Origin of the sequence: Bacteroides sp., from assembly GCF_019417265.1 — a bacterium.
GTDB lineage: Bacteria > Bacteroidota > Bacteroidia > Bacteroidales > Bacteroidaceae > Phocaeicola.
In genome coordinates this window covers 1-20,232 of the sequence record NZ_DXVR01000011.1, presented here as the reverse complement: position 1 = coordinate 20,232, position 20,232 = coordinate 1, and the positions used below count along the sequence as shown (strand labels likewise).

General features: G+C 40.3%; 17 protein-coding genes. 15 read left to right on the top strand and 2 right to left on the bottom strand.

Annotation, left to right across the window (positions count from 1 at the left end; all coding sequences use genetic code 11):
* Positions 1-133: 133 nt before the first annotated feature.
* The 15 genes from rsmH (at position 134) to QZ379_RS02640 (ending at position 18,341) form a co-directional block, all read left to right on the top strand.
* Positions 134-1,048 carry a 16S rRNA (cytosine(1402)-N(4))-methyltransferase RsmH gene (gene rsmH, locus QZ379_RS02710; protein WP_291558087.1) on the top strand — a complete coding sequence of 305 codons (915 nt, stop codon included), beginning with the start codon at positions 134-136 and terminating at the stop codon, positions 1,046-1,048.
* A gap of 12 nt (positions 1,049-1,060) precedes the next feature.
* Positions 1,061-1,417 (top strand): FtsL-like putative cell division protein, encoded by a 357-nt coding sequence (locus QZ379_RS02705; protein ID WP_291558084.1) that lies wholly within the window; start codon positions 1,061-1,063, stop codon positions 1,415-1,417.
* The gene (locus QZ379_RS02700) at positions 1,417-3,531 is read left to right on the top strand and encodes a penicillin-binding protein (protein WP_291558080.1); all 2,115 of its coding nucleotides are present in this window, start codon (positions 1,417-1,419) and stop codon (positions 3,529-3,531) included. The genes QZ379_RS02705 and QZ379_RS02700 overlap by 1 nt, the downstream gene beginning before the upstream one ends.
* A gap of 20 nt (positions 3,532-3,551) precedes the next feature.
* Positions 3,552-5,003, top strand: a complete 1,452-nt coding sequence (locus tag QZ379_RS02695) for a UDP-N-acetylmuramoyl-L-alanyl-D-glutamate--2,6-diaminopimelate ligase (protein WP_291558077.1) — start codon at positions 3,552-3,554, stop codon at positions 5,001-5,003.
* 44 nt (positions 5,004-5,047) lie between these two features.
* Positions 5,048-6,316 carry a phospho-N-acetylmuramoyl-pentapeptide-transferase gene (locus QZ379_RS02690; protein ID WP_291558073.1) on the top strand — a complete coding sequence of 423 codons (1,269 nt, stop codon included), beginning with the start codon at positions 5,048-5,050 and terminating at the stop codon, positions 6,314-6,316.
* A gap of 13 nt (positions 6,317-6,329) precedes the next feature.
* A complete protein-coding gene (gene murD, locus QZ379_RS02685) occupies positions 6,330-7,664 on the top strand; it encodes a UDP-N-acetylmuramoyl-L-alanine--D-glutamate ligase (RefSeq protein ID WP_291558070.1) in 1,335 nt (444 codons plus the stop codon).
* Positions 7,665-7,676: 12 nt separating this feature from the next.
* The gene (locus tag QZ379_RS02680) at positions 7,677-8,951 is read left to right on the top strand and encodes an FtsW/RodA/SpoVE family cell cycle protein (RefSeq protein WP_291558065.1); all 1,275 of its coding nucleotides are present in this window, start codon (positions 7,677-7,679) and stop codon (positions 8,949-8,951) included.
* A 104-nt stretch (positions 8,952-9,055) separates the two neighbouring features.
* The gene (gene murG, locus QZ379_RS02675) at positions 9,056-10,186 is read left to right on the top strand and encodes an undecaprenyldiphospho-muramoylpentapeptide beta-N-acetylglucosaminyltransferase (RefSeq protein ID WP_291558061.1); all 1,131 of its coding nucleotides are present in this window, start codon (positions 9,056-9,058) and stop codon (positions 10,184-10,186) included.
* Positions 10,176-11,552, top strand: a complete 1,377-nt coding sequence (locus QZ379_RS02670) for a Mur ligase family protein (protein ID WP_291558058.1) — start codon at positions 10,176-10,178, stop codon at positions 11,550-11,552. Before murG ends, QZ379_RS02670 begins: the two co-directional genes overlap by 11 nt.
* Positions 11,549-12,283, top strand: a complete 735-nt coding sequence (locus QZ379_RS02665; RefSeq protein WP_291558055.1) for a cell division protein FtsQ — start codon at positions 11,549-11,551, stop codon at positions 12,281-12,283. Before QZ379_RS02670 ends, QZ379_RS02665 begins: the two co-directional genes overlap by 4 nt.
* A 6-nt stretch (positions 12,284-12,289) precedes the next feature.
* The gene (gene ftsA, locus QZ379_RS02660) at positions 12,290-14,065 is read left to right on the top strand and encodes a cell division protein FtsA (RefSeq protein ID WP_291558052.1); all 1,776 of its coding nucleotides are present in this window, start codon (positions 12,290-12,292) and stop codon (positions 14,063-14,065) included.
* A gap of 119 nt (positions 14,066-14,184) precedes the next feature.
* Positions 14,185-15,492 carry a cell division protein FtsZ gene (ftsZ, locus tag QZ379_RS02655; protein ID WP_291558049.1) on the top strand — a complete coding sequence of 436 codons (1,308 nt, stop codon included), beginning with the start codon at positions 14,185-14,187 and terminating at the stop codon, positions 15,490-15,492.
* 33 nt (positions 15,493-15,525) lie between these two features.
* The gene (locus tag QZ379_RS02650) at positions 15,526-15,975 is read left to right on the top strand and encodes a GatB/YqeY domain-containing protein (protein WP_291558047.1); all 450 of its coding nucleotides are present in this window, start codon (positions 15,526-15,528) and stop codon (positions 15,973-15,975) included.
* A gap of 116 nt (positions 15,976-16,091) precedes the next feature.
* On the top strand, positions 16,092-17,009 hold the full coding sequence (locus QZ379_RS02645; RefSeq protein WP_291558045.1) for an ABC transporter ATP-binding protein: 918 nt from the start codon (positions 16,092-16,094) through the stop codon (positions 17,007-17,009).
* A 33-nt stretch (positions 17,010-17,042) separates the two neighbouring features.
* The gene (locus QZ379_RS02640) at positions 17,043-18,341 is read left to right on the top strand and encodes an ABC transporter permease (RefSeq protein ID WP_291558042.1); all 1,299 of its coding nucleotides are present in this window, start codon (positions 17,043-17,045) and stop codon (positions 18,339-18,341) included.
* 104 nt (positions 18,342-18,445) lie between these two features.
* On the opposite strand, the gene recO is transcribed toward QZ379_RS02640, so the two are convergent.
* Positions 18,446-19,171 carry a DNA repair protein RecO gene (gene recO, locus QZ379_RS02635; protein WP_291558038.1) on the bottom strand — a complete coding sequence of 242 codons (726 nt, stop codon included), beginning with the start codon at positions 19,169-19,171 and terminating at the stop codon, positions 18,446-18,448.
* A gap of 15 nt (positions 19,172-19,186) precedes the next feature.
* The coding region (locus QZ379_RS02630; RefSeq protein WP_291558035.1) for an ROK family protein at positions 19,187-20,232 on the bottom strand (1,046 nt) is incomplete at its 5' end.

The window sequence follows — 20,232 nt, the reverse complement described above, 5'->3', positions numbered from 1 at the left end:
ACAATACCGCCTGATACCTGTTGATAACTTTTGGAAAGATTTTCATTCTACGATAACTGTTTTTTGTAAGGAAATTTATAATTTTACGCCTAATTTGGATAAATAAGGTATAAAGCATATAATAACAGCATTTATGGACGATGTAAAACAGACATACCACATACCAGTGTTACTGGACGAAAGCATAAACGGATTGGACTTAAAGGAAAACGGCATATACGTTGATGTCACATTTGGCGGTGGTGGACACTCTAAAGAAATCTTAAGAAGGATGGGGAAAGGCTGTAAGATCTACAGTTTCGACCAGGATGAGGATGCAGAGAACAACATCGTCAAAGACAGCAGATTTACTTTCGTAAGAAGTAATTTCAGATATCTGAAGAATTTCTTGAAATATTACGGTGTTACAGAGGTGGACGGCATTTTGGCCGACCTTGGAGTTTCATCTCACCATTTTGATGATTCTGAAAGAGGTTTTTCTTTCCGTTTCGAAGGAAAACTGGATATGAGAATGAATAAAAGAGCCGGTATGACAGCTGCCGATATCGTCAACAACTATGATGAGGAGAAATTAGCTGACATCTTCTACCTGTACGGAGAATTGAAGAACAGCAGGAAATTAGCCTCAACGTTAGTGAAGCGTAGAGCAGCAAAACAGTTCGAAACTATTGGGGACTTCCTTGAAGTTGTAAAACCTCTATACGGCAGGGAAAGAGAAAAGAAAGAACTGGCAAAGGTTTTTCAAGCACTCAGAATTGAAGTAAATCAGGAGATGGAAGCACTTAAGGAGATGCTGCTGTCGGCTTCTGAGATACTCAAACCGGGTGGAAGACTTTCAGTAATAACATATCACTCGCTTGAGGACAGAATGGTTAAGAACATAATGAAGACCGGTAATATTGAAGGCAAAACTGAACAGGACTTTTTCGGTAATGTTAAAACACCTTTCAAGATTATCAACAACAAGGTAATTGTTCCTACTGATGAAGAAGTAGAAACAAATCCGAGATCAAGGAGTGCAAAACTAAGAATAGCAGAAAAGAAATAACAGTAAAAAAATATGGGTAACAAAGATTATTCAAACAACGAGCATAAGAATTCCGGTATCACATGGAAGAGTATTCTTGGAGGTGATATTCTGGCCCATGATTTCTTTAAAAGGCAGATTAACCTGTTGTGCCTGATTGTGGTACTGACCATTGTATATATCGACAACAGATATTCCAGCCAAAGAGAAATGATTGAGATAGACAAACTCAAAAAAGAGCTGACAGATATCAAATACGATGCCCTGACCATTTCTTCCGAGCTGACAGAAAAAAGCCGACAGTCAAGAATAGAAACCTATATTTCGGAAAAAGAAACGCCTATTGCGACTTCGGCACAACCACCATATTTGATAAAGGAGGATTACTGATGATACCCGGACATAAGAATATTACTCTTAGATATACCTTTTTCGTTCTGATAATGGCTCTTTTGGCCATTGCAGTAATCGTAAAGGCCGGCATTATTATGTTTGCAGAAAGACAGTACTGGAAAGATGTGGCAGACAGATTTGTGAGAGAGAATGTCATAGTATTTCCGACAAGAGGCAATATAATCTCTGCAGACGGAAAACTTATGGCCAGCAGCCTGCCCGAATTCAGAATATACATGGACTTCAAAGCCGGTGGGGTGAAGAAAGATACTATGCTGATGAACCACCTGCAAGAAATTTGCGAAGGGCTTCACAAAATCTTTCCGGACAAAAGTGCTGCAGAATTCAGAAAGACTATCTTAAGAGGAAGAAAATTAGGAAGTAGAAATTATCTGCTATATCCAAAAAGAATCTCATACATAGAATACAAAGAAGTAAAGAAGCTTCCAGTATTATGTCTGAACAGATATACAAGCGGACTTCACGAGCTTGCATACAACCAAAGAAAGAAACCTTTCGGTTCATTGGCGATGAGAACATTGGGAGATTTATATCCTGACACCGCCTTAGGTGCAAAAAATGGCCTGGAACTTACATACGACAAGTTCCTGAAAGGAGAAGTAGGAATCACTCACAGGCAGAAAGTAAGAAACATGTATCTTAACATTGTGGACAAAGAGCCTGTAGACGGATGCGACCTTATAACAACAATTGATGTTGACATGCAGGATATTGCCGAAAAAGCTCTCGTAGACCAATTAACCAATCTCGAAGCAGAGGCCGGTGTAGCTATTGTAATGGAAGTCAAGACAGGAGAAGTAAAGGCTAATGTCAATATGACAAGAGCCGGCGACGGGAAATACTACGAAATGAGAAACTTGGCAGTAAGCAACCTTATGGAGCCTGGTTCAACATTCAAGACAACCTCTATTATGGTGGCAATGGAAGACGGATACATCACTCCTGATTATGAGGTAGACACCGAACAGGGTATTGTAAACATGCATGGCAGTAAGATGAGAGACTGGAACTGGTATAAGGGAGGTTATGGAGTAATAGACGTAACAAAAATCCTTGAAGTTTCATCTAACATCGGTGTATCAAAGATAATAGACAAATTTTATGGAGACAATCCGCAAAAATTCATAGACGGACTTAAAAGGATGAGTATTGACACTCCATTGGAACTTGGCTTCGCAGGCGAGGCCAGTCCAAGAATATTAGGTCCGAAAGACAGATATTTTGCCAAGACTACACTGCCATGGATGAGCATTGGTTACGAAACACAGATTCCGCCAATCTACATATTGAACTTCTACAATGCCATAGCCAACAATGGGAAAATGGTAAAACCGAAGTTTGTAAAAGCTATAACAAAGGATGGAAACACTATAAAGGATTTCCCGACTGAAGTAATTAATGAACAGATATGTTCGGACAATACCCTCGAGCAGATACAGATGATACTAAAAAGCGTTGTAGCCAACGGACTTGCGAAACCGGCCGGAAGCAAGCTTTTCAGCGTATCAGGTAAAACAGGTACTGCACAGATTTCACAAGGAAAAGCCGGATATAAAAGCGGAGGGACCAAACACCTTGTAAGTTTCTGCGGATATTTCCCTTCGGAGAAGCCTATGTACAGTTGCTACGTTGCTATACAGGCTCCTAAAGCGAGCCCTTCAGGAGGTGTACAGGCAGGTAGCGTATTCAGCAAGATTGCAGAACGAGTATATGCAAAATATCTGTTCTTTGACTTGGCACAGGCAAAGGATTCTACTTCCGTAATGATTCCCGACACCAAGAATGGGAATGTTCACGAAACGACTCGTATTCTTAGCGAATTAGATATCAATTACAATGAGCCGGGAAGTGAGATTGAATGGTGCAAAGCTTCAAGCGAAAGCAACAACATACGGTTAAGCGAAATCAATCTTAATGAAAAGCTTGTCCCCAATGTCAGGGGTATGGGAGCCAAAGATGCTGTGTTTCTGCTTGAAGAAAAAGGTTTGAGGGTTAGGCTGAACGGTATGGGCAAGGTCGTATCTCAGAGTATAACTCCAGGCAGCACTGCCAGAAAAGGACAAACAATAACATTGACTTTAAAACATTAAAGAACTAAAAACAGATATCTATGATTCTAAAAGATTTACTGAAACTTGCCGGTAAATATGAAATTGTCGGTAATGAAGAAACTAATGTAAACGGAATAGAAATCGACTCCAGAAACATAAAGGAAGGCAATGCATTTATTGCAATAAAAGGGACTCAGGCCGACGGACACAACTATATAGGAAAAGCTATTGAACTTGGAGCTAAGACCATTATATGCGAGAAACTGCCGGGAACTACAGTTGAGGATGTAACTTATGTAACAATAAGCGATACAGAAGATGCTGTCGGAAAAATAGCAACAACATTCTACGGTAATCCGACCGAGAAGCTTGACCTTGTAGGTGTGACAGGAACAAACGGCAAAACCACTATTGCCACCTTATTATATAATATGTTCAGAGCCTTCGGATATAAGGTAGGACTTATATCAACTGTATGCAATTACATCGACGGAGAAGCTATCCCGACAGAGCATACTACACCAGATTCTATCACACTAAACAAGCTTTTGGGAAGAATGGCCGACGAAGGTTGCAAATATGCTTTCATGGAAGTCAGTTCACACTCTGTTGCACAGAAAAGAATCGGTGGACTTAAATTTGCAGGAGGTATCTTTACAAATCTAACAAGAGACCATTTGGACTACCACAAGACTGTAGAAAATTACCTGAAAGCGAAAAAAGCATTTTTTGACGGACTTCCAAAGACGGCTTTTGCACTTACCAACGCCGACGACAAAAACGGAATGGTAATGGTACAAAACACTAAAGCTAAGGTAGCAACCTATTCTCTGAGGACTATGGCCGACTTTAAAGGTAAAGTACTGGAAGACGGATTTGAAGGTATGCTGATGGATATAAACAATACGGAGGTAAATGTACAGTTTATCGGCCGATTCAATGCTTATAACCTGCTTGCGGTTTATGGAGCCGCATATATGCTTGGCAAGAAAGCTGAAGATATTCTGCTACAGCTAAGTGTTCTGAAACCGGTGAGCGGACGTTTTGACTCAATGCGTTCACCACAAGGTTACACTGCCATAGTTGATTATGCTCATACACCTGATGCTTTGGTTAACGTACTCAACGCCATACATGATGTACTAAAAGGACGAGGAAAAGTTATTACAGTAGTTGGCGCAGGCGGAAACAGAGATAAAGGTAAAAGGCCATTGATGGCACAGGAATCTGTAAAGCAAAGCGACAAAGTCATTATAACATCAGACAATCCACGCTTTGAAGAGCCACAGGACATCATCAATGATATGCTTGCCGGACTAAATAAAGAAGAAATGAAGAAGGTACTGGCTATAACAGACAGAAAAGAGGCAATACGCACAGCATGTATGCTGGCCAATCAGGGTGATGTTATACTAATAGCCGGTAAAGGACACGAGAATTATCAGGATATAAAGGGAGTGAAACACCATTATGACGACAAAGAAGTAGTTAGAGAAATATTTCTCGGCTGATTTCCAATGATTCAAACTCCTAAGTAAATAAAAAGACAGGACTAATGTTATATTATCTATTCAATTATTTAGAGCAATTTGATTTTCCGGGAGCAAGGATGTTCGGCTACGTATCTTTCAGAGCACTCATGGCCGTAATACTGTCGCTGCTTATCTCAGCCATATTTGGTGAGTATTTTATAAACAAGCTGAAAAAGAAGCAAATAACAGAGATACAAAGAGATGCATCTATTGACCCTTTCAATGTAAATAAAAAGGGTGTTCCGACAATGGGCGGTATCATAATCATAGTAGCCATACTGATACCTTGTCTGCTGTTGGGAAAGTTGCATAATGTCTATATGATACTCATGCTGATAACAACTATATGGTTGGGAACGCTCGGATTCCTTGACGATTACATAAAAGTTTTCAAAAAAGACAAGGAAGGTCTGCACGGCAAGTTCAAAATCATAGGTCAGGTAGGCTTGGGATTCATAGTCGGACTTACACTTTACCTAAGCCCGGATGTAGTGATACGCGAGAATGTTGAGATACAGAAAGACGGAGAAGTAGTTGATGTAATTCATAAAGTACAAAACGAAAAGTCCACAAAAACCACTATTCCGTTTTTCAAGAACAATAATCTTGACTATGCCGATTTCGTCGGTTTCTTAGGCAAGCATGCACAGTCTGCCGGATGGGTGGTATTTGTAATAATAACCATTTTTGTAGTAACAGCCGTTTCAAACGGTGCAAACCTCAACGACGGTATGGACGGAATGACAGCCGGCAACTCGGCTATAATAGGTGTGACCTTGGGAATATTAGCCTATGTGTCAAGTCATATTGAATATGCATCCTACCTTAATATAATGTTTATACCGGGAAGCGAAGAACTCGTTATCTTCATTTGTGCATTCATAGGTGCCCTGATAGGTTTTCTGTGGTATAATGCATTCCCGGCACAAGTATTCATGGGAGATACAGGCAGTCTGACAATAGGCGGAATCATAGCCGTTTTCGCTATAATAATACATAAGGAATTGCTCATCCCAATACTGTGCGGAGTCTTCCTCGTAGAAAACCTGTCAGTAATACTGCAAGTTAAGTATTTCCAGAGAGGAAAGAAAAAAGGCATCAAACAGAGGGTTTTCAAAAGAGCACCTATACATGACCACTTCAGAACAACTATGGCACAGCTCGACCCTAATTGTTCATACATATTTACAGGACCTAAAAGCGTGTTCCACGAATCAAAAATTACCGTAAGATTCTGGATAGTAACAATAGTCCTGGCTGCAATAACGATAATAACATTAAAAATAAGATAAAACTGTTTTTACCATGGCAAAAAGAATTGTCATTTTAGGAGCCGGAGAAAGCGGAGCGGGAGCTGCCGTACTGGCAAAGAAGAAAGGTTTTGACACATTCGTATCGGATATGTCAATGATTAAGGACAAGTATAAGTATATGCTTGACAGCAAGGGTATTGCTTGGGAAGAAGGGAAGCACACAGAAGAACTTATACTTAATGCAGACGAGGTTATCAAAAGCCCCGGAATACCTAACGATGCACCTATGATATTGAAGATTAAGGAAAAGAACATTCCTATAATATCTGAAATAGAATTCGCCGGAAGATACACTAATGCCAAGATGATATGTATCACCGGAAGCAATGGTAAAACTACCACTACTTCGCTGATATACCATATATTCAAAAAGGCCGGTATGAATGTAGGACTTGCCGGAAACATCGGACAGAGTCTTGCATATCAGGTGGCAGAATGCAATTATGACTATTATGTTATTGAGCTGAGCAGTTTCCAGCTTGACAACATGTACGATTTCCATGCCAATATTGCAGTCCTGATGAATATCACACCAGACCATCTTGACAGATACGAATACAAGATGCAGAACTATGTAGATGCCAAGTTCAGGATAATTCAGAACCAGACAGAAAACGATGCCTTCATTTTCTGGAATGACGACCCTGTGATACAACGTGAATTACACAAGTACGGTATCCATGGCCATTATTATCCATTCGCCGAAACCAAAGAAGAAGGAACTGTGGCATATGTACAAGAAAAAAAAATATGCTTCACCGAACCAATAGCTTTCAATATGGAACAGGAGGAACTGGCTCTTACAGGAAAGCATAACCTGTTCAATTCAATGGCTGCCGGAATATCAGCAAATATTGCCGGAATCAAAAAAGAATGTATAAGAGAAGCACTAAGCGACTTTAAGGGTGTAGAACACAGACTTGAAAAGGTAGCAAGGGTAAAAGGAGTAGAATATATCAATGACTCAAAAGCGACTAATGTAAATTCCTGCTGGTATGCACTGCAAAGTATGACAACAAAAACGATTCTCATTCTTGGCGGTAAAGACAAAGGTAATGACTACAACGAGATAGCCGACCTCGTAAAAGAAAAATGCAGCGGACTTATCTTTATGGGACTTCATAACGAGAAGCTTCATGAATTCTTTGGCAGTTTCGGTCTTCCTATAGCTGATGTAAAGAGTATGGAAGATGCTGTAGACGCGGCATATAAGATGGCAAAGGATGGTGAAACTGTTCTGCTGAGTCCATGCTGCGCAAGTTTCGACCTGTTTAAAAGCTACGAAGACAGAGGAGAACAATTCAAGAACTGTGTAAGAAAACTATAATCTGAATTCAAGATGGATTTGCTTAAGAAACTATTCAAAGGTGACAGGATAATATGGATTATATTCATGTTATTCTGCCTTATATCAATTATTGAGGTGTTCAGCGCATCAAGTACACTTACTTTCAAGTCGGGTGACCACTGGCGTCCTATAACATCTCATATAACTCTTATCATGGCAGGTACCATCATAGTCTTCTTTACACACCTCATGCCATGCAGGTGGTTCAAAAAACTAAATATGCTGCTGCCTGTTTCATGGGCTTTATTGCTGGTCGTATTAATACAAGGAGCCATGACTAATGGTGCCAGGAGATGGATAGACCTTGGATTTTTCCAGTTCCAGCCTTCTGAAGTTGCAAAAATGGCGCTTATAATATCAGTATCTATTATATTGGCAAAATTCCAGAGAGAAGAAGGAACGGACAAAAAGGCATTCAAATATATCTTATTCCTGACCGGTATAACTGTATTCCTGATAATATCAGAGAACCTGTCAACAGCTGCATTGCTGTGTGCCACTGTATTTGTAATGATGTTCATAGGAAGAGTGCCAATGCAACAATTAGGAAAACTTGTTGGAATATGTACTTTAGGTTTAGTCTTGTCTATCGGAGCTATCAAATTCATTCCGAATCAGGCTTGGGATGCTATAGGACTACACCGTTTTACAACATGGAAGAGTCGTCTTGATAACCATTTCAATCAGGCACAAGTTCCGGCTGCCAAATTTGATATTGACAATGACGCGCAGGTAGCTCACGCAAACATAGCAATAGCAACCAGTAACATCTTAGGAAAAGGTCCTGGAAACAGTGTCCAAAGAGACTTCCTTTCACAAGCATTCTCCGACTTTATTTATGCCATTATCATAGAAGAACTTGGATTAGTGGGAGGGGCATTTGTGGCATTGCTGTACATCGTACTTCTTCTCAGAATAGGGAAAATAGCCAGGGGGTGCGACGAATCGTATTATGCCCTGCTTATCATGGGAATAGGTGTACTTCTGTCCATACAGGCTATGTTCAATATGCTTGTAGCTGTTGGAATTATTCCTGTTACCGGTCAACCTTTACCGCTTATAAGTAAAGGAGGTACATCCATACTTATAAATTCCGTATATATCGGTATAATATTGAGCATCAGCCGCCATGTATATGAACTGCAAGCCCAAAAAGAAGAAGAGGAAGCCCTGAAAGAAGCGCAACTGCATGATGCAGCCATATCCATACTTAAAAATGCTGCATTGAAATTAGCAGAAAAAGATAGAGATAAAGAAACGAACTAAAAAGTTGTTATATAGTAATATAAACTTATTAATTTACTATTATTCTATCTTTTTTTGAAGTTTATTGATATCTTTGCGAAAAATAAAAACAAATAGGACGAGATATGAGTGATAATCTACATATAATTATTAGCGGTGGAGGAACAGGAGGCCATATATTCCCTGCCCTGTCCATAGCTAATGCAATAAAAGCAATACGCCCGGATGCTGAGATTCTCTTTGTCGGTGCAGAAGGCAGAATGGAAATGCAAAGGGTACCAGCTGCAGGATATAAAATCATAGGTTTACCTGTAGCGGGATTCGACAGAAAAAATCTTCTAAAGAACTTTTCAGTCATTATAAAGCTCATCAGAAGCCAGATGATGGCACGCAAGATTATCAAAGACTTCAATCCGCACGTAGCTGTCGGTGTTGGAGGATATGCAAGCGGTCCTACACTGAAGATGGCTGGAGCAATGGGGATTCCTACATTGATTCAGGAACAGAATTCATATGCAGGAGTAACCAACAAGCTATTGGCCGCAAAAGCAGAAAAAATATGTGTAGCTTACCCGGGCATGGAAAGGTTCTTCGACAAGAATAAAATCATCATGACAGGTAATCCTGTAAGACAAGGACTTTTAGACTGCAAAATGTCAAAAGAAGAAGCGATAAAGAGCTTTGGTCTTGACCCGAACAAGAAAACAATATTGATTGTCGGTGGAAGTCTTGGAGCAAGAACACTAAACAACTGTGTAATGCATGCCTTGAATGATATCAAACAGTCCGGAGTACAGTTTATATGGCAGACCGGAAAATTCTACATTGAAGAAGCACGAAAGTGTTATTCAAACGCCGGAAGTCCTGAGATGCTGCACACTACAGATTTCATCTCTGATATGAATGCCGCATACACGGCAGCCGACCTGGTTGTCAGCCGTGCCGGAGCCGGTTCGATATCAGAATTCTGTCTTTTAGGAAAGCCTGTAATACTGGTTCCATCGCCAAATGTTGCAGAAGACCATCAGACAAAGAATGCAATGGCACTTGTAGACAAAGATGCAGCCATATACATAAAAGATTCGGAAGCTGAAGAAAAGCTTATAAAGACAGCCATTGAATTGGCAGGCGATGAAGCAAAACTGGAAGCACTGAGTACAAACATAAAAAAACTTGCTTTCCACAATTCTGCAGATATAATAGCACAGGAAGTATGCAAGTTGGCTGAAAAATATAAAAAGGAACATGAACATTAATTCTATAAAATCGGTTTATTTCATTGGTGCCGGAGGTATCGGAATGAGTGCCTTGGTTCGTTACTTCTTGTCAAAAGGCAAGAAAGTGGCCGGCTACGACCGTACGCCGAGCGAGCTGACAGAGAAATTGATTGAAGAAGGTGCATATATACATTACGAGGAGGATGCAAATCTTATTCCGGCAGAATGTAAAAGCAAGGATGATACTTTGGTTGTTTACACTCCGGCTATACCTCAGGAACATAAAGAACTTGTGTATTTCAGAGAAAATGGTTTTGAGATTCTGAAACGTGCACAGGTATTGGGAATGATTACACAAACAGAGAAAGGTTTGTGCGTAGCCGGTACACACGGAAAGACAACTACATCAACCATGGTTGCGCATCTGCTGCATCAGTCACACGTGGGATGCAATGCCTTTTTAGGAGGTATATCAAAGAACTATAAGACAAATTTACTGCTTTCTGATAAAAGTGAATATGTAGTAATAGAGGCTGACGAGTTTGACAGATCATTCCATTGGTTGACACCCTTTGCTACTGTAGTAACTGCTGTAGATTCAGACCATCTTGACATATACGGAACAAGAGAAGCATATTTGGAAAGTTTCAATAAATATACATCACTAATTGTTCCCGGAGGTTACCTGATAGCTAAAAAAGGAATAGAACTGACACCAAGGGTACAAGAAAGTGTTAAGGTTCTTACCTATGGTATAGGCGAAGGAGACTTCAGAGCCGAAAATATCAGAATAGGAAATGGCGAAATCATTTTTGACTATGTTTCTCCATTTGGCAATATAAACGACATCCAGTTAGGTGTCCCGGTATATGTAAACATCGAGAACGGAGTAGCTGCAATGGCTTTGGCACAAATATCCGGAGTTACTAACGAAGAGATAAAAACGTCAATGCCTACATTCGGAGGAGTTGACAGAAGGTTTGATTTCAAGATAAAGGAAGATAATCTGGTATTCTTAAGCGATTACGCACATCATCCGGCAGAAATCAGACAAAGCATTTCTTCAATCAAGGCATTATATCCCGGAAAGAAGGTTACAGTGGTGTTCCAGCCTCACTTGTTTACCCGTACCAGAGATTTCTATAAGGAATTTGCTTCAAGCCTCTCGTTAGCAGACGAAGTTGTCCTGCTTGACATATACCCTGCAAGAGAACTTCCTATCGAAGGAGTGACAAGCCGCCTTATATTCGACAATCTCGAGAATGTTTCATCGGCAGTAATGTGCAGCAAGGACGAATTGACAGATATTCTGTCTAAGAAGAATATAGAAGTACTCATAACTCTTGGTGCAGGAGATATTGAGAACATGGTACCACAAATATGTAATACACTGAAGAATAAATGATAAAACGAATTTTCATACTCTTGGGACTTATTGCAACATCGGTTTATCTAGTGTTGGCAATAACTGTATTCAATGCAAAGCCTTTGGAAAGGACTTGCAAGGGTATGGAATTGGAGATAATGGACGATACAGACTATGGTTTCATCACAATCAGGGACATAGAAAATTCTCTAAAACGGGAAAAGCTGTTACCCGTTGATGTCAAACAAAAAGACATCAATACACGAAAGATGGAACTTCTTTTGGAGAAAAATCCATTTATCAAAGACGTAGAATGTTACATTACTGCAGCCGGAAAAGTAAAAATAGATTTATACCAGAGAATCCCTCTTATGAGAGTAATGAGCAGTAACGGTGACAATTATTACATAGACAGCGAAGGAAAGGCTATGAAGGCCAACGGGAAACCGGTACATGTGGCTATAGCCACCGGTTACATTGACAGAAAATTCGCTCAGGAAAAGCTGTTCGAATTAGCTAAATTCCTGCAGTCTGACGATTTCTGGAAAGCTCAGATAGAACAGATAAATGTAACAAACAAGCAGGAGATAGAACTTGTTCCGAGAGTTGGCGACCACATTCTCTTCATCGGGAAACCGGAAATGTATGAAACAAAGTTCAGAAAGCTGAAAGCATTCTACACGGAAGGGCTGAACAAAGTGGGATGGAACAAATATGAACGTATAAGCGTTGAATTCAACAACCAGATAATTTGCACAAAAAAGAAGTAACAAGATATGGCAGCAACAGATTTCATAGTAGCAATAGAACTTGGTTCGACTGATATTTCAGGCATAGCAGGCAAAAAGAATGCCGACGGAAGCGTAAATATTTTGGCGCATTCGTCAGAAAAGTCTGATGATTGTATTAAAAAAGGAGTCATATATAATTTGGACAAGACCACACAAAAATTGACTTCTGTTATTAAGGATCTTGAAAACAAACTTCAAGCAGGAATCAAGAAGGTATATATAGGTATCGGAGGATTGTCACTCAGAAGCATCAAGAATACAGAGTCAAGGCAGTTAGCAGACGATACAAGAATATCACAGGCCATCATCGACAGTATGATGCAGGCCAACATGGAAACTCCGCTTTTGGATTATGAAATATTAGCTGTTGAGCCACAAGAATATAAAGTAGGGAATAACCTTCTGACTGAGCCTGTAGGTACAACAGCGAGCAATATAGAAGGGAACTATCTTAACATAATAGCCCTCCCCTCTGTAAAACAGAACATAAGACAATGTCTTTCGCACACAGGATATGAAATTGCCGGATTTACAATATCTCCAATGGCAACTGCCGACACTGTACTTACGACGAACGAAAAAAGGTCTGGATGTGCTCTCATAGATTTCGGAGCAGCTACTACTACTGTTGCCATCTACAAAAACAATATACTTCGTCATGCATGCGTAATTCCTTTGGGAGGAAACAACATAACAAAGGACATTTGCAGCCAACAAATAGAAGAAGATGATGCCGAACTTATAAAAATAAGATATGCTTCGGCATATACAGAACATAAAGAAGGTGAGGAAGTTCAAGACTCTGAATATACTATAGACGGAAAGTGCTCAATCATGTCAAGAACACTTGAGGATATAGTGGAAGCCAGAGTTAATGAAATAATAACCAATGTGTTCAACCAAATAAAGCTTTCAAACTACAGTGACAGTCTGATGGCAGGAATTGTTATAACCGGTGGTGTTTCAAACATGCCTAATATCGACAAGGCAATAACAAACATTACAAAGTTTGAGAAAGTAAGAATAGCCCATACCGGCGAAACAAACCTGTTTGGAAATGTCAGCCTGCCGAAAGATGGAAAGTCGAACACACTTATCGGAATACTTCTATCGGGTGAAGAGAATTGCTGCAGAATTGACCCGAGAAAAGGCCATCAGTTAGACTTCAACGAAGATACAAAACCTCAGGAAAATGAAGAAAAACCTGAGAACGAAGAAAATCAGACCAATGAGGATTTGAATAATGATATTCAGGTAGAAATCGTTGAACCGGAAAAGCCTGACTACACTAAGGAATGCCACCAATTGGTAATCACAGCCTCACAGTTAATACTTAGCAGAAGCTACACAGAAGCTCTTGAGATTTTGGCAAAGGCTAAATCACTGAATGTCGAATCGAAAGCACGTGAAATAGACTCTTTGGAAAAAGAAGCCAAAAGATTGCTTGAAGAAGCTGAAAGAGTAAAAGCAATCAAGGAGGCTCAGTTGCAGGCAGAAAAACAAAGAGAAAAGCAGAAGAAAGAAGAGTGCGACAAGATACTTGAAGAAGCTATCGAGCTGATAGACAAGGAGCACTACAAGTCGGCAAAAGAAAAACTGGAAGCTGCAAAGAAATACAATATTCCTGACTGCAATATGGTTATTGAAGACTTGGAAGAAAAAATAATCAAGACACAGAAAAACAAGAAAAGAAGTATCTTCGACAGGATAAAGCAAGGCATGAGCAAAGCCTCGGAAGAACTTTTTGATGGAATAAAATGATATAAGTTTGTTAGTTTTCAGCTTATAAGTTTGCAGACCATTACAATCAACGGCCAACAAACATAGACAGAAAACTCAGAAACTTAAAAAACTTAAAACTTAAAAACTTATACAACGATATGTCAGACGAAACAATAATGCCTTTCGACTTTCCGAAAGACGTACAACATATAATTAAAGTCATAGGAGTAGGTGGCGGTGGTGGCAATGCCGTAAACCACATGTACAGAGAAGGTATTCATGACGTAAACTTTGTGGTGTGCAATACCGATAATCAGGCATTGGACGAGTCGCCGGTTCCAATCAAGCTACAACTCGGTAGCGAAGGTCTGGGTGCCGGCAACCGTCCGGAAAGAGCAAGAGCTGCGGCTGAAGAAAGCATTGAGCAAGTTAAGGATATGCTCAACGACGGATGCCGTATGGCTTTCATCACTGCCGGTATGGGTGGTGGAACAGGTACAGGTGCAGCTCCAATCATTGCCAAGGCAGCCAAAGATATGGATATACTTACCGTGGGTATCGTAACCATACCTTTCCTGTTCGAGGGAAACAAAAAAATTGACCAGGCTCTTGACGGTGTAGAGGAAATGAGCAAGCATGTGGACGCTCTGCTTGTCATCAACAACGAAAGACTGCGCGATGTTTATTCAGACATAAGCGTAATGAACGCTTTCGGAAGAGCCGACGACACTCTGTCTGTAGCTGCAAAAAGTATTGCTGAAATAATAACCTTAAGAGGTAAGATAAACCTCGACTTCAACGATGTCAAAACTGTACTGAAAGATGGTGGAGTAGCCATCATGAGCACAGGGTATGGTGAAGGCGAAGGTAGAGTAACCAAGGCCATCAACGACGCCCTGAACTCACCACTACTGAACAACAACGATATCTTCAATTCCAAAAAAGTATTGTTCGTTATCACATACAGCCCTACAAGCGAGCTTATGATGAACGAAATGGACGAAATCCACGATTTCATGAGTAAATTCGGAAAAGATTTCGAAACCAAGTGGGGACTTTATGAAGACAGTTCTATTGAGTCGAAAATCAAATTCACTATCCTTGCTACCGGTTTCGGCATCTCGGACGTTCCGGGAATGGACAACGTAATGCAGAAGCATACAAGAGAGGAAGAAGAACGACTCGCAGAACAGGAAGAGATAAGACAAAAGAAGGAAGACCGAAGAAGCAACTACTACGGTGCCAACATGGTGAGAACCAACAGAAAGAGAAGACACCATCTGTATGTGTTCAGCCAGGAAGACCTCGACAACGAAGACATCATAAGTATGGTAGAAACAATACCTACATATAAGAGAACAAAGAGCGAGCTTGAAAGCATTCAGTCGAAAGCTGCAATGCAGGAAACTCCGGCACAGACTTCCGATAACAACGGAAATGAAAGTTCGGTAATCAGTTTCTTCTAAGAATGATATTTAAAAACTTAAAACTCACATATTATGGATTTATTTGAACAGATAAGCAACGATATCAAGGAAGCCATGAAGGCTAAAGACAAAGTGAAACTTGAAACTTTGCGTAACGTAAAAAAATTCTTCCTCGAAGCTAAAACAGCTCCGGGAGCAAATGATACACTGACTGACGACGCCGCACTGAAGATTATGCAGAAGCTCGTAAAACAGGGAAAAGACTCTGCAGCCGTATATGAAGGTCAGGGACGCTCAGACCTGGCTGAAAGCGAAATGGCTCAGGTACGCGTAATCGAAGCTTATCTTCCTAAACAGCTCTCTGCAGAAGAACTGGAAGCCAAGCTTAAAGAAATCATCGAACGTACCGGCGCAAAAGACGGCAAGGATATGGGAAAAGTAATGGGTGTTGCTTCAAAAGAACTTGCAGGCCTTGCAGAAGGAAGAGCTATCTCGGCCAAGGTGAAAGAACTCCTCGGATAATACTTTTAGTTAAAATATTTATTTTCTTAAACAACGGTATATACATTATGACATAATATAAAGATGTTCATCGTGTATATACCGTTTTTCTTTATAAGAAACAAAACCAAACACTTATGAATGAATTCTTTTTGGAAGCTCAAGACATTGTAAAATGTTATGCCAACCATAAAGCCCTCGATGGTGTCAGTATCAAAGTACCTCAAGGAAAGGTTTTCGGACTTCTCGGACCTAACGGAGCCGGAAAAACCACACTTATCAGAATCATAAACAGAATTACGGCACCTGACTCAGGAAAGGTTTATTTCAACGGTCATCTGTCACAGCCGGACGATATCTACAACATCGGCTATCTGCCTGAGGAAAGAGGACTATACAAGAAGATGAAAGTAGGCGAACAGGCCATCTACCTGGCACAGCTTAAAGGACTGGACAAACGCGAAGCCACAAAACGCCTGAAAGAATGGTTCGGCAAGTTTGAAATCACACAGTGGTGGGACAAGAAGTTGGAAGAGCTATCGAAGGGTATGCAGCAGAAAGTGCAGTTCGTCATTACCGTACTCCACAAGCCTCAACTGCTGATATTCGACGAACCCTTCTCCGGTTTCGACCCTGTAAACGCTGAACTTCTCAAGAGAGAAATCTTAGAACTGAAGAATCAGGGACACACCATTATATTTTCCACTCACAATATGTCATCAGTAGAGGAAATATGCGACAACATAGCCTTGATTAACCACTCTCACGTGGTACTGCAGGGAGAGGTGAACGAAGTCCGTTCGCAGTTCAAGACCAACACTTACAGGTTAGGGCTCCACATGGGAGATGAACTGTCCGCCAACAGCATGTTCGAGATTCTGTCGTCAGAAGAAAAAGGCGGGGAAAATATATACACCATCAAAAAGAGCAGCGACATCAGCAATTCGCAGTTGCTGTCATCAATAGCAGCAGCAAACGAAGTTACATCGTTCTCCGAATGCCTGCCTTCGATGAACGAAATCTTTATCAGAACTGTGGAGAACAGCAAACTGTAAAACTCAAGAACTTATAAACTCACAAACTAATATATGAACAAGACATTCATTATAATCCAGCGCGAGTTCATGAACCGCGTGAGCAAGAAATCATTCATCATACTGACTGTCCTGATGCCTTTCATCTTCGCAGCACTGATATTCGTACCGCTGATGCTTTCTATGGTGAAGAGCGATGAACAGAAAAACATAGCCGTGATAGACCATACGGGGAAATACTTCCCAATGATGGCAAACGATGAATCGTATCTTTTCTTCCCAGAAGAGGAAATGAAAGATGAATTCCGTACTGACACTACCGTCTACAGCGCAGTGATAGAAATCACCGACGACCTGATAGAGAATCCTGACGCAGCAGCCATCTATTCGCGTAAGGAGATTCCGCAAGGCCTGTCGCGCATAGTGAACAATGCCATCAACGAGCAGATTCGTCACGACAAGCTGATAAGCTATAACATTCCTCAGTTACAGAGGATTATGAACGATTTTGACCAGACATACAACATACGCACAATCAAGTGGAGCGACGACGGCAGCGAGAGCGAATCGAATGCCGGAGTAGCCGTAGCGGCAGGTATGATACTTACGTTCCTTATATATATGTTCGTAATGTCATACGGCGGAATGGTGATGCAGAGCGTGATGGAAGAAAAAACAAACCGCATTGTGGAACTGATGATTTCGTCAGTACGCCCGTTCCAGCTCATGATAGGCAAAATCATCGGTATAGGCCTTGTGGGAATACTCCAGCTTGCCATCTGGGGAGTGATGCTTGCTGTGATACTCACTGTAGCGGGACTAATGTTCGGTGTATCAGCCATGTCGAATCCGGACATAATGATGTCTGCCACATCGGCACCTATGCCTGAACCAACAGAGGCAAGCGCCATACTGGCATCTATCAACAATCTTAACCTGCCTGCTTTAGGAGGACTGTTCGTTCTGAATTTTATCGGCGGATACCTGGTCTATGCTTCTATATTTGCTGCCATAGGTGCGTCAATAAACGAAGCCGAGGATTCCCAGCAGTTTATGACTCCTATAGTATTCCTTCTGATATTTGCTCTTTATGCTGCAATCTACAGTGCCGAGAATGCCGACGGCCCGTTAGCCGTATGGTGCTCGATGATACCTTTCACTTCGCCTATAGTATCTATGGTACGTGTATCTCTCGATGCTCCTTTGTGGCAAACCACAGTATCCCTCGTTATACTGTACGCATCGGCTTTCACACTCATCTGGCTGGCCGGCAAGATTTACAGAGTAGGAATACTTATGTACGGAAAGAAACCTTCTCTGAAGGAAATGATAAAATGGATAAGCTATAAATAAAAATCTTGGTGCCGACCATAGTGGGCAGCTCTGCTGACTATAGTAGGCAGTGCTGCTGACCATAGTGGGCAGTGGTGCCGACTATAGTGGGCACCAAGAAATGACTATACAAAAAGTTCCTGAAGTACAGGCAGTGATTTCAGTTCCGGGAAATCAGGGAGATGCAAACGGTAATATTCGTTTATAATATCCAGACACCTGTTTCTCTCCATTCGGCTCATGGCAAACAGGTGCATATTGTCGTACTTCATACGCATCAGATTCACTATACGTGCCGATTCCTCCGGATGAAGAAACATTCCATGTAAAGGCTTCTCCATTGTGAAACATGCATTCATCAGGTCGAAATAGGCACCTTCAGTATAATCTTCAGTATTGGGATACAATCCAAGAAACCTTGTCAAACGAATGAGAAACACGAGATGAAAATTAGAAAAACTTTTTTCGCAAGCGTCAAGCCACATTATCGAACCTGCCAAATAGGAGAAAAGAGCCTCATCCCTGCCCTCTTCCTTCAAGGCACGGAAAAGAAACTCTGACAGAAACATTGCTATCCCTGATTTATATGGATCATATGGAAGTGAAGTGAGAATATGCCACAATCTGGCTTCACGGACAGGATGTAACGAAGCACGCGGACGAACTTCTGCATCTATCTCAACCATTGCGAAAGGCTGAAACAAAAGACTCATCGCGCCTTGCTTCTTCGAACGTGACACCGGTACAAGAAAAGACATTCGCCCATTCTCACGTGTGAAGATATGGGCGATGTTCTTTGTATCATTATACTTGAATGAACATAATACTATTCCTTGATATCTCTGCAACATAAATTATAGAAAATTCTACAAATCAACATTTTTCAGATTTCTCAGATAATTGCATCTTGCAAGATAACAAGCTCCGACAATTCCAGCTTCATCTTTTAATTCAGACAATGCAATATTCAAATCTTTATTAACCATCTTCAATGTATATTTTTTTATAGCTACATTCAAAGGTAACAAAAGATAATCACCAGTTTTTGACAAACTTCCACCAACAATTATAAGTTCCGGATTTAGAAGATTTACAAGATTCGCCACTTGTTTTCCTAATTTTGTAGCAATCTCTTCTATTATTTCTATACATAAAAGATCTTCATTGTTTATAGCCTGAATAATATCCTCCAGTTCTATCGAAGATACATCATTATTAATTTTTTCAGATAAGATAGACTGTTTTCCATTTTTTATTTGTTCAATACAAATTCTATAGAGAGCTGAGCCTGAAACTTCTGTCTCTAAACATCCTTTTTTTCCACAATGACACAAAATTTCATTGTCAAAAGCATAAAAGTGACCAAATTCACCGGCAAATCCAGACTTCCCATTAACAATATGACCATCAACCATCAATGAAGAGCCTAATCCCCAACCAACATTTATATATATAATATCTTTTTGTCCTTTTACGCATCCTTTATATATTTCCCCATAAAACATCGAACGAGTATCATTCTCTATTGTTACAGGATGTCCCAACTTATATTCAAGTACTTCAGCTATAGGATCCTCTAAAAAAGAAAACATTGTATAGCTTATTCCTTGTTTAGGATCTACCCTACCTGATATATTTATTTGAATGTTGATAATAAGTGTACTATTAACTTTACTTTCCCTTATGAAGTTCTGTATTTTCAAGCAAAAATCATTAAGACTTTTACTTGTATTCTCATATGTATATTGAATATTTTGTATAGACAATATGCTTCCACTAAAATCAACAAGACCTATTCTTATATAATTATATTTGATATCTACACCAATAAAATATCCTAATTGTGGATTTATTGTATATAACATCGGAGGTCTTCCCTCAATCGTTTCTTGTTTACCTATACATATTATAT

Coding starts and splice junctions, on each gene's coding strand:
- QZ379_RS02700 (WP_291558080.1), top strand. CDS start 1,417: ATGATACCCGGACATAAGAATATTACTCTTAGATATACCTTTTTCGTT.
- rsmH (WP_291558087.1), top strand. CDS start 134: ATGGACGATGTAAAACAGACATACCACATACCAGTGTTACTGGACGAA.
- QZ379_RS02680 (WP_291558065.1), top strand. CDS start 7,677: ATGGATTTGCTTAAGAAACTATTCAAAGGTGACAGGATAATATGGATT.
- murD (WP_291558070.1), top strand. CDS start 6,330: ATGGCAAAAAGAATTGTCATTTTAGGAGCCGGAGAAAGCGGAGCGGGA.
- QZ379_RS02670 (WP_291558058.1), top strand. CDS start 10,176: ATGAACATTAATTCTATAAAATCGGTTTATTTCATTGGTGCCGGAGGT.
- murG (WP_291558061.1), top strand. CDS start 9,056: ATGAGTGATAATCTACATATAATTATTAGCGGTGGAGGAACAGGAGGC.
- QZ379_RS02690 (WP_291558073.1), top strand. CDS start 5,048: ATGTTATATTATCTATTCAATTATTTAGAGCAATTTGATTTTCCGGGA.
- ftsZ (WP_291558049.1), top strand. CDS start 14,185: ATGTCAGACGAAACAATAATGCCTTTCGACTTTCCGAAAGACGTACAA.
- ftsA (WP_291558052.1), top strand. CDS start 12,290: ATGGCAGCAACAGATTTCATAGTAGCAATAGAACTTGGTTCGACTGAT.
- QZ379_RS02705 (WP_291558084.1), top strand. CDS start 1,061: ATGGGTAACAAAGATTATTCAAACAACGAGCATAAGAATTCCGGTATC.
- recO (WP_291558038.1), bottom strand. CDS start 19,171: ATGTTGCAGAGATATCAAGGAATAGTATTATGTTCATTCAAGTATAAT.
- QZ379_RS02640 (WP_291558042.1), top strand. CDS start 17,043: ATGAACAAGACATTCATTATAATCCAGCGCGAGTTCATGAACCGCGTG.
- QZ379_RS02665 (WP_291558055.1), top strand. CDS start 11,549: ATGATAAAACGAATTTTCATACTCTTGGGACTTATTGCAACATCGGTT.
- QZ379_RS02645 (WP_291558045.1), top strand. CDS start 16,092: ATGAATGAATTCTTTTTGGAAGCTCAAGACATTGTAAAATGTTATGCC.
- QZ379_RS02650 (WP_291558047.1), top strand. CDS start 15,526: ATGGATTTATTTGAACAGATAAGCAACGATATCAAGGAAGCCATGAAG.
- QZ379_RS02695 (WP_291558077.1), top strand. CDS start 3,552: ATGATTCTAAAAGATTTACTGAAACTTGCCGGTAAATATGAAATTGTC.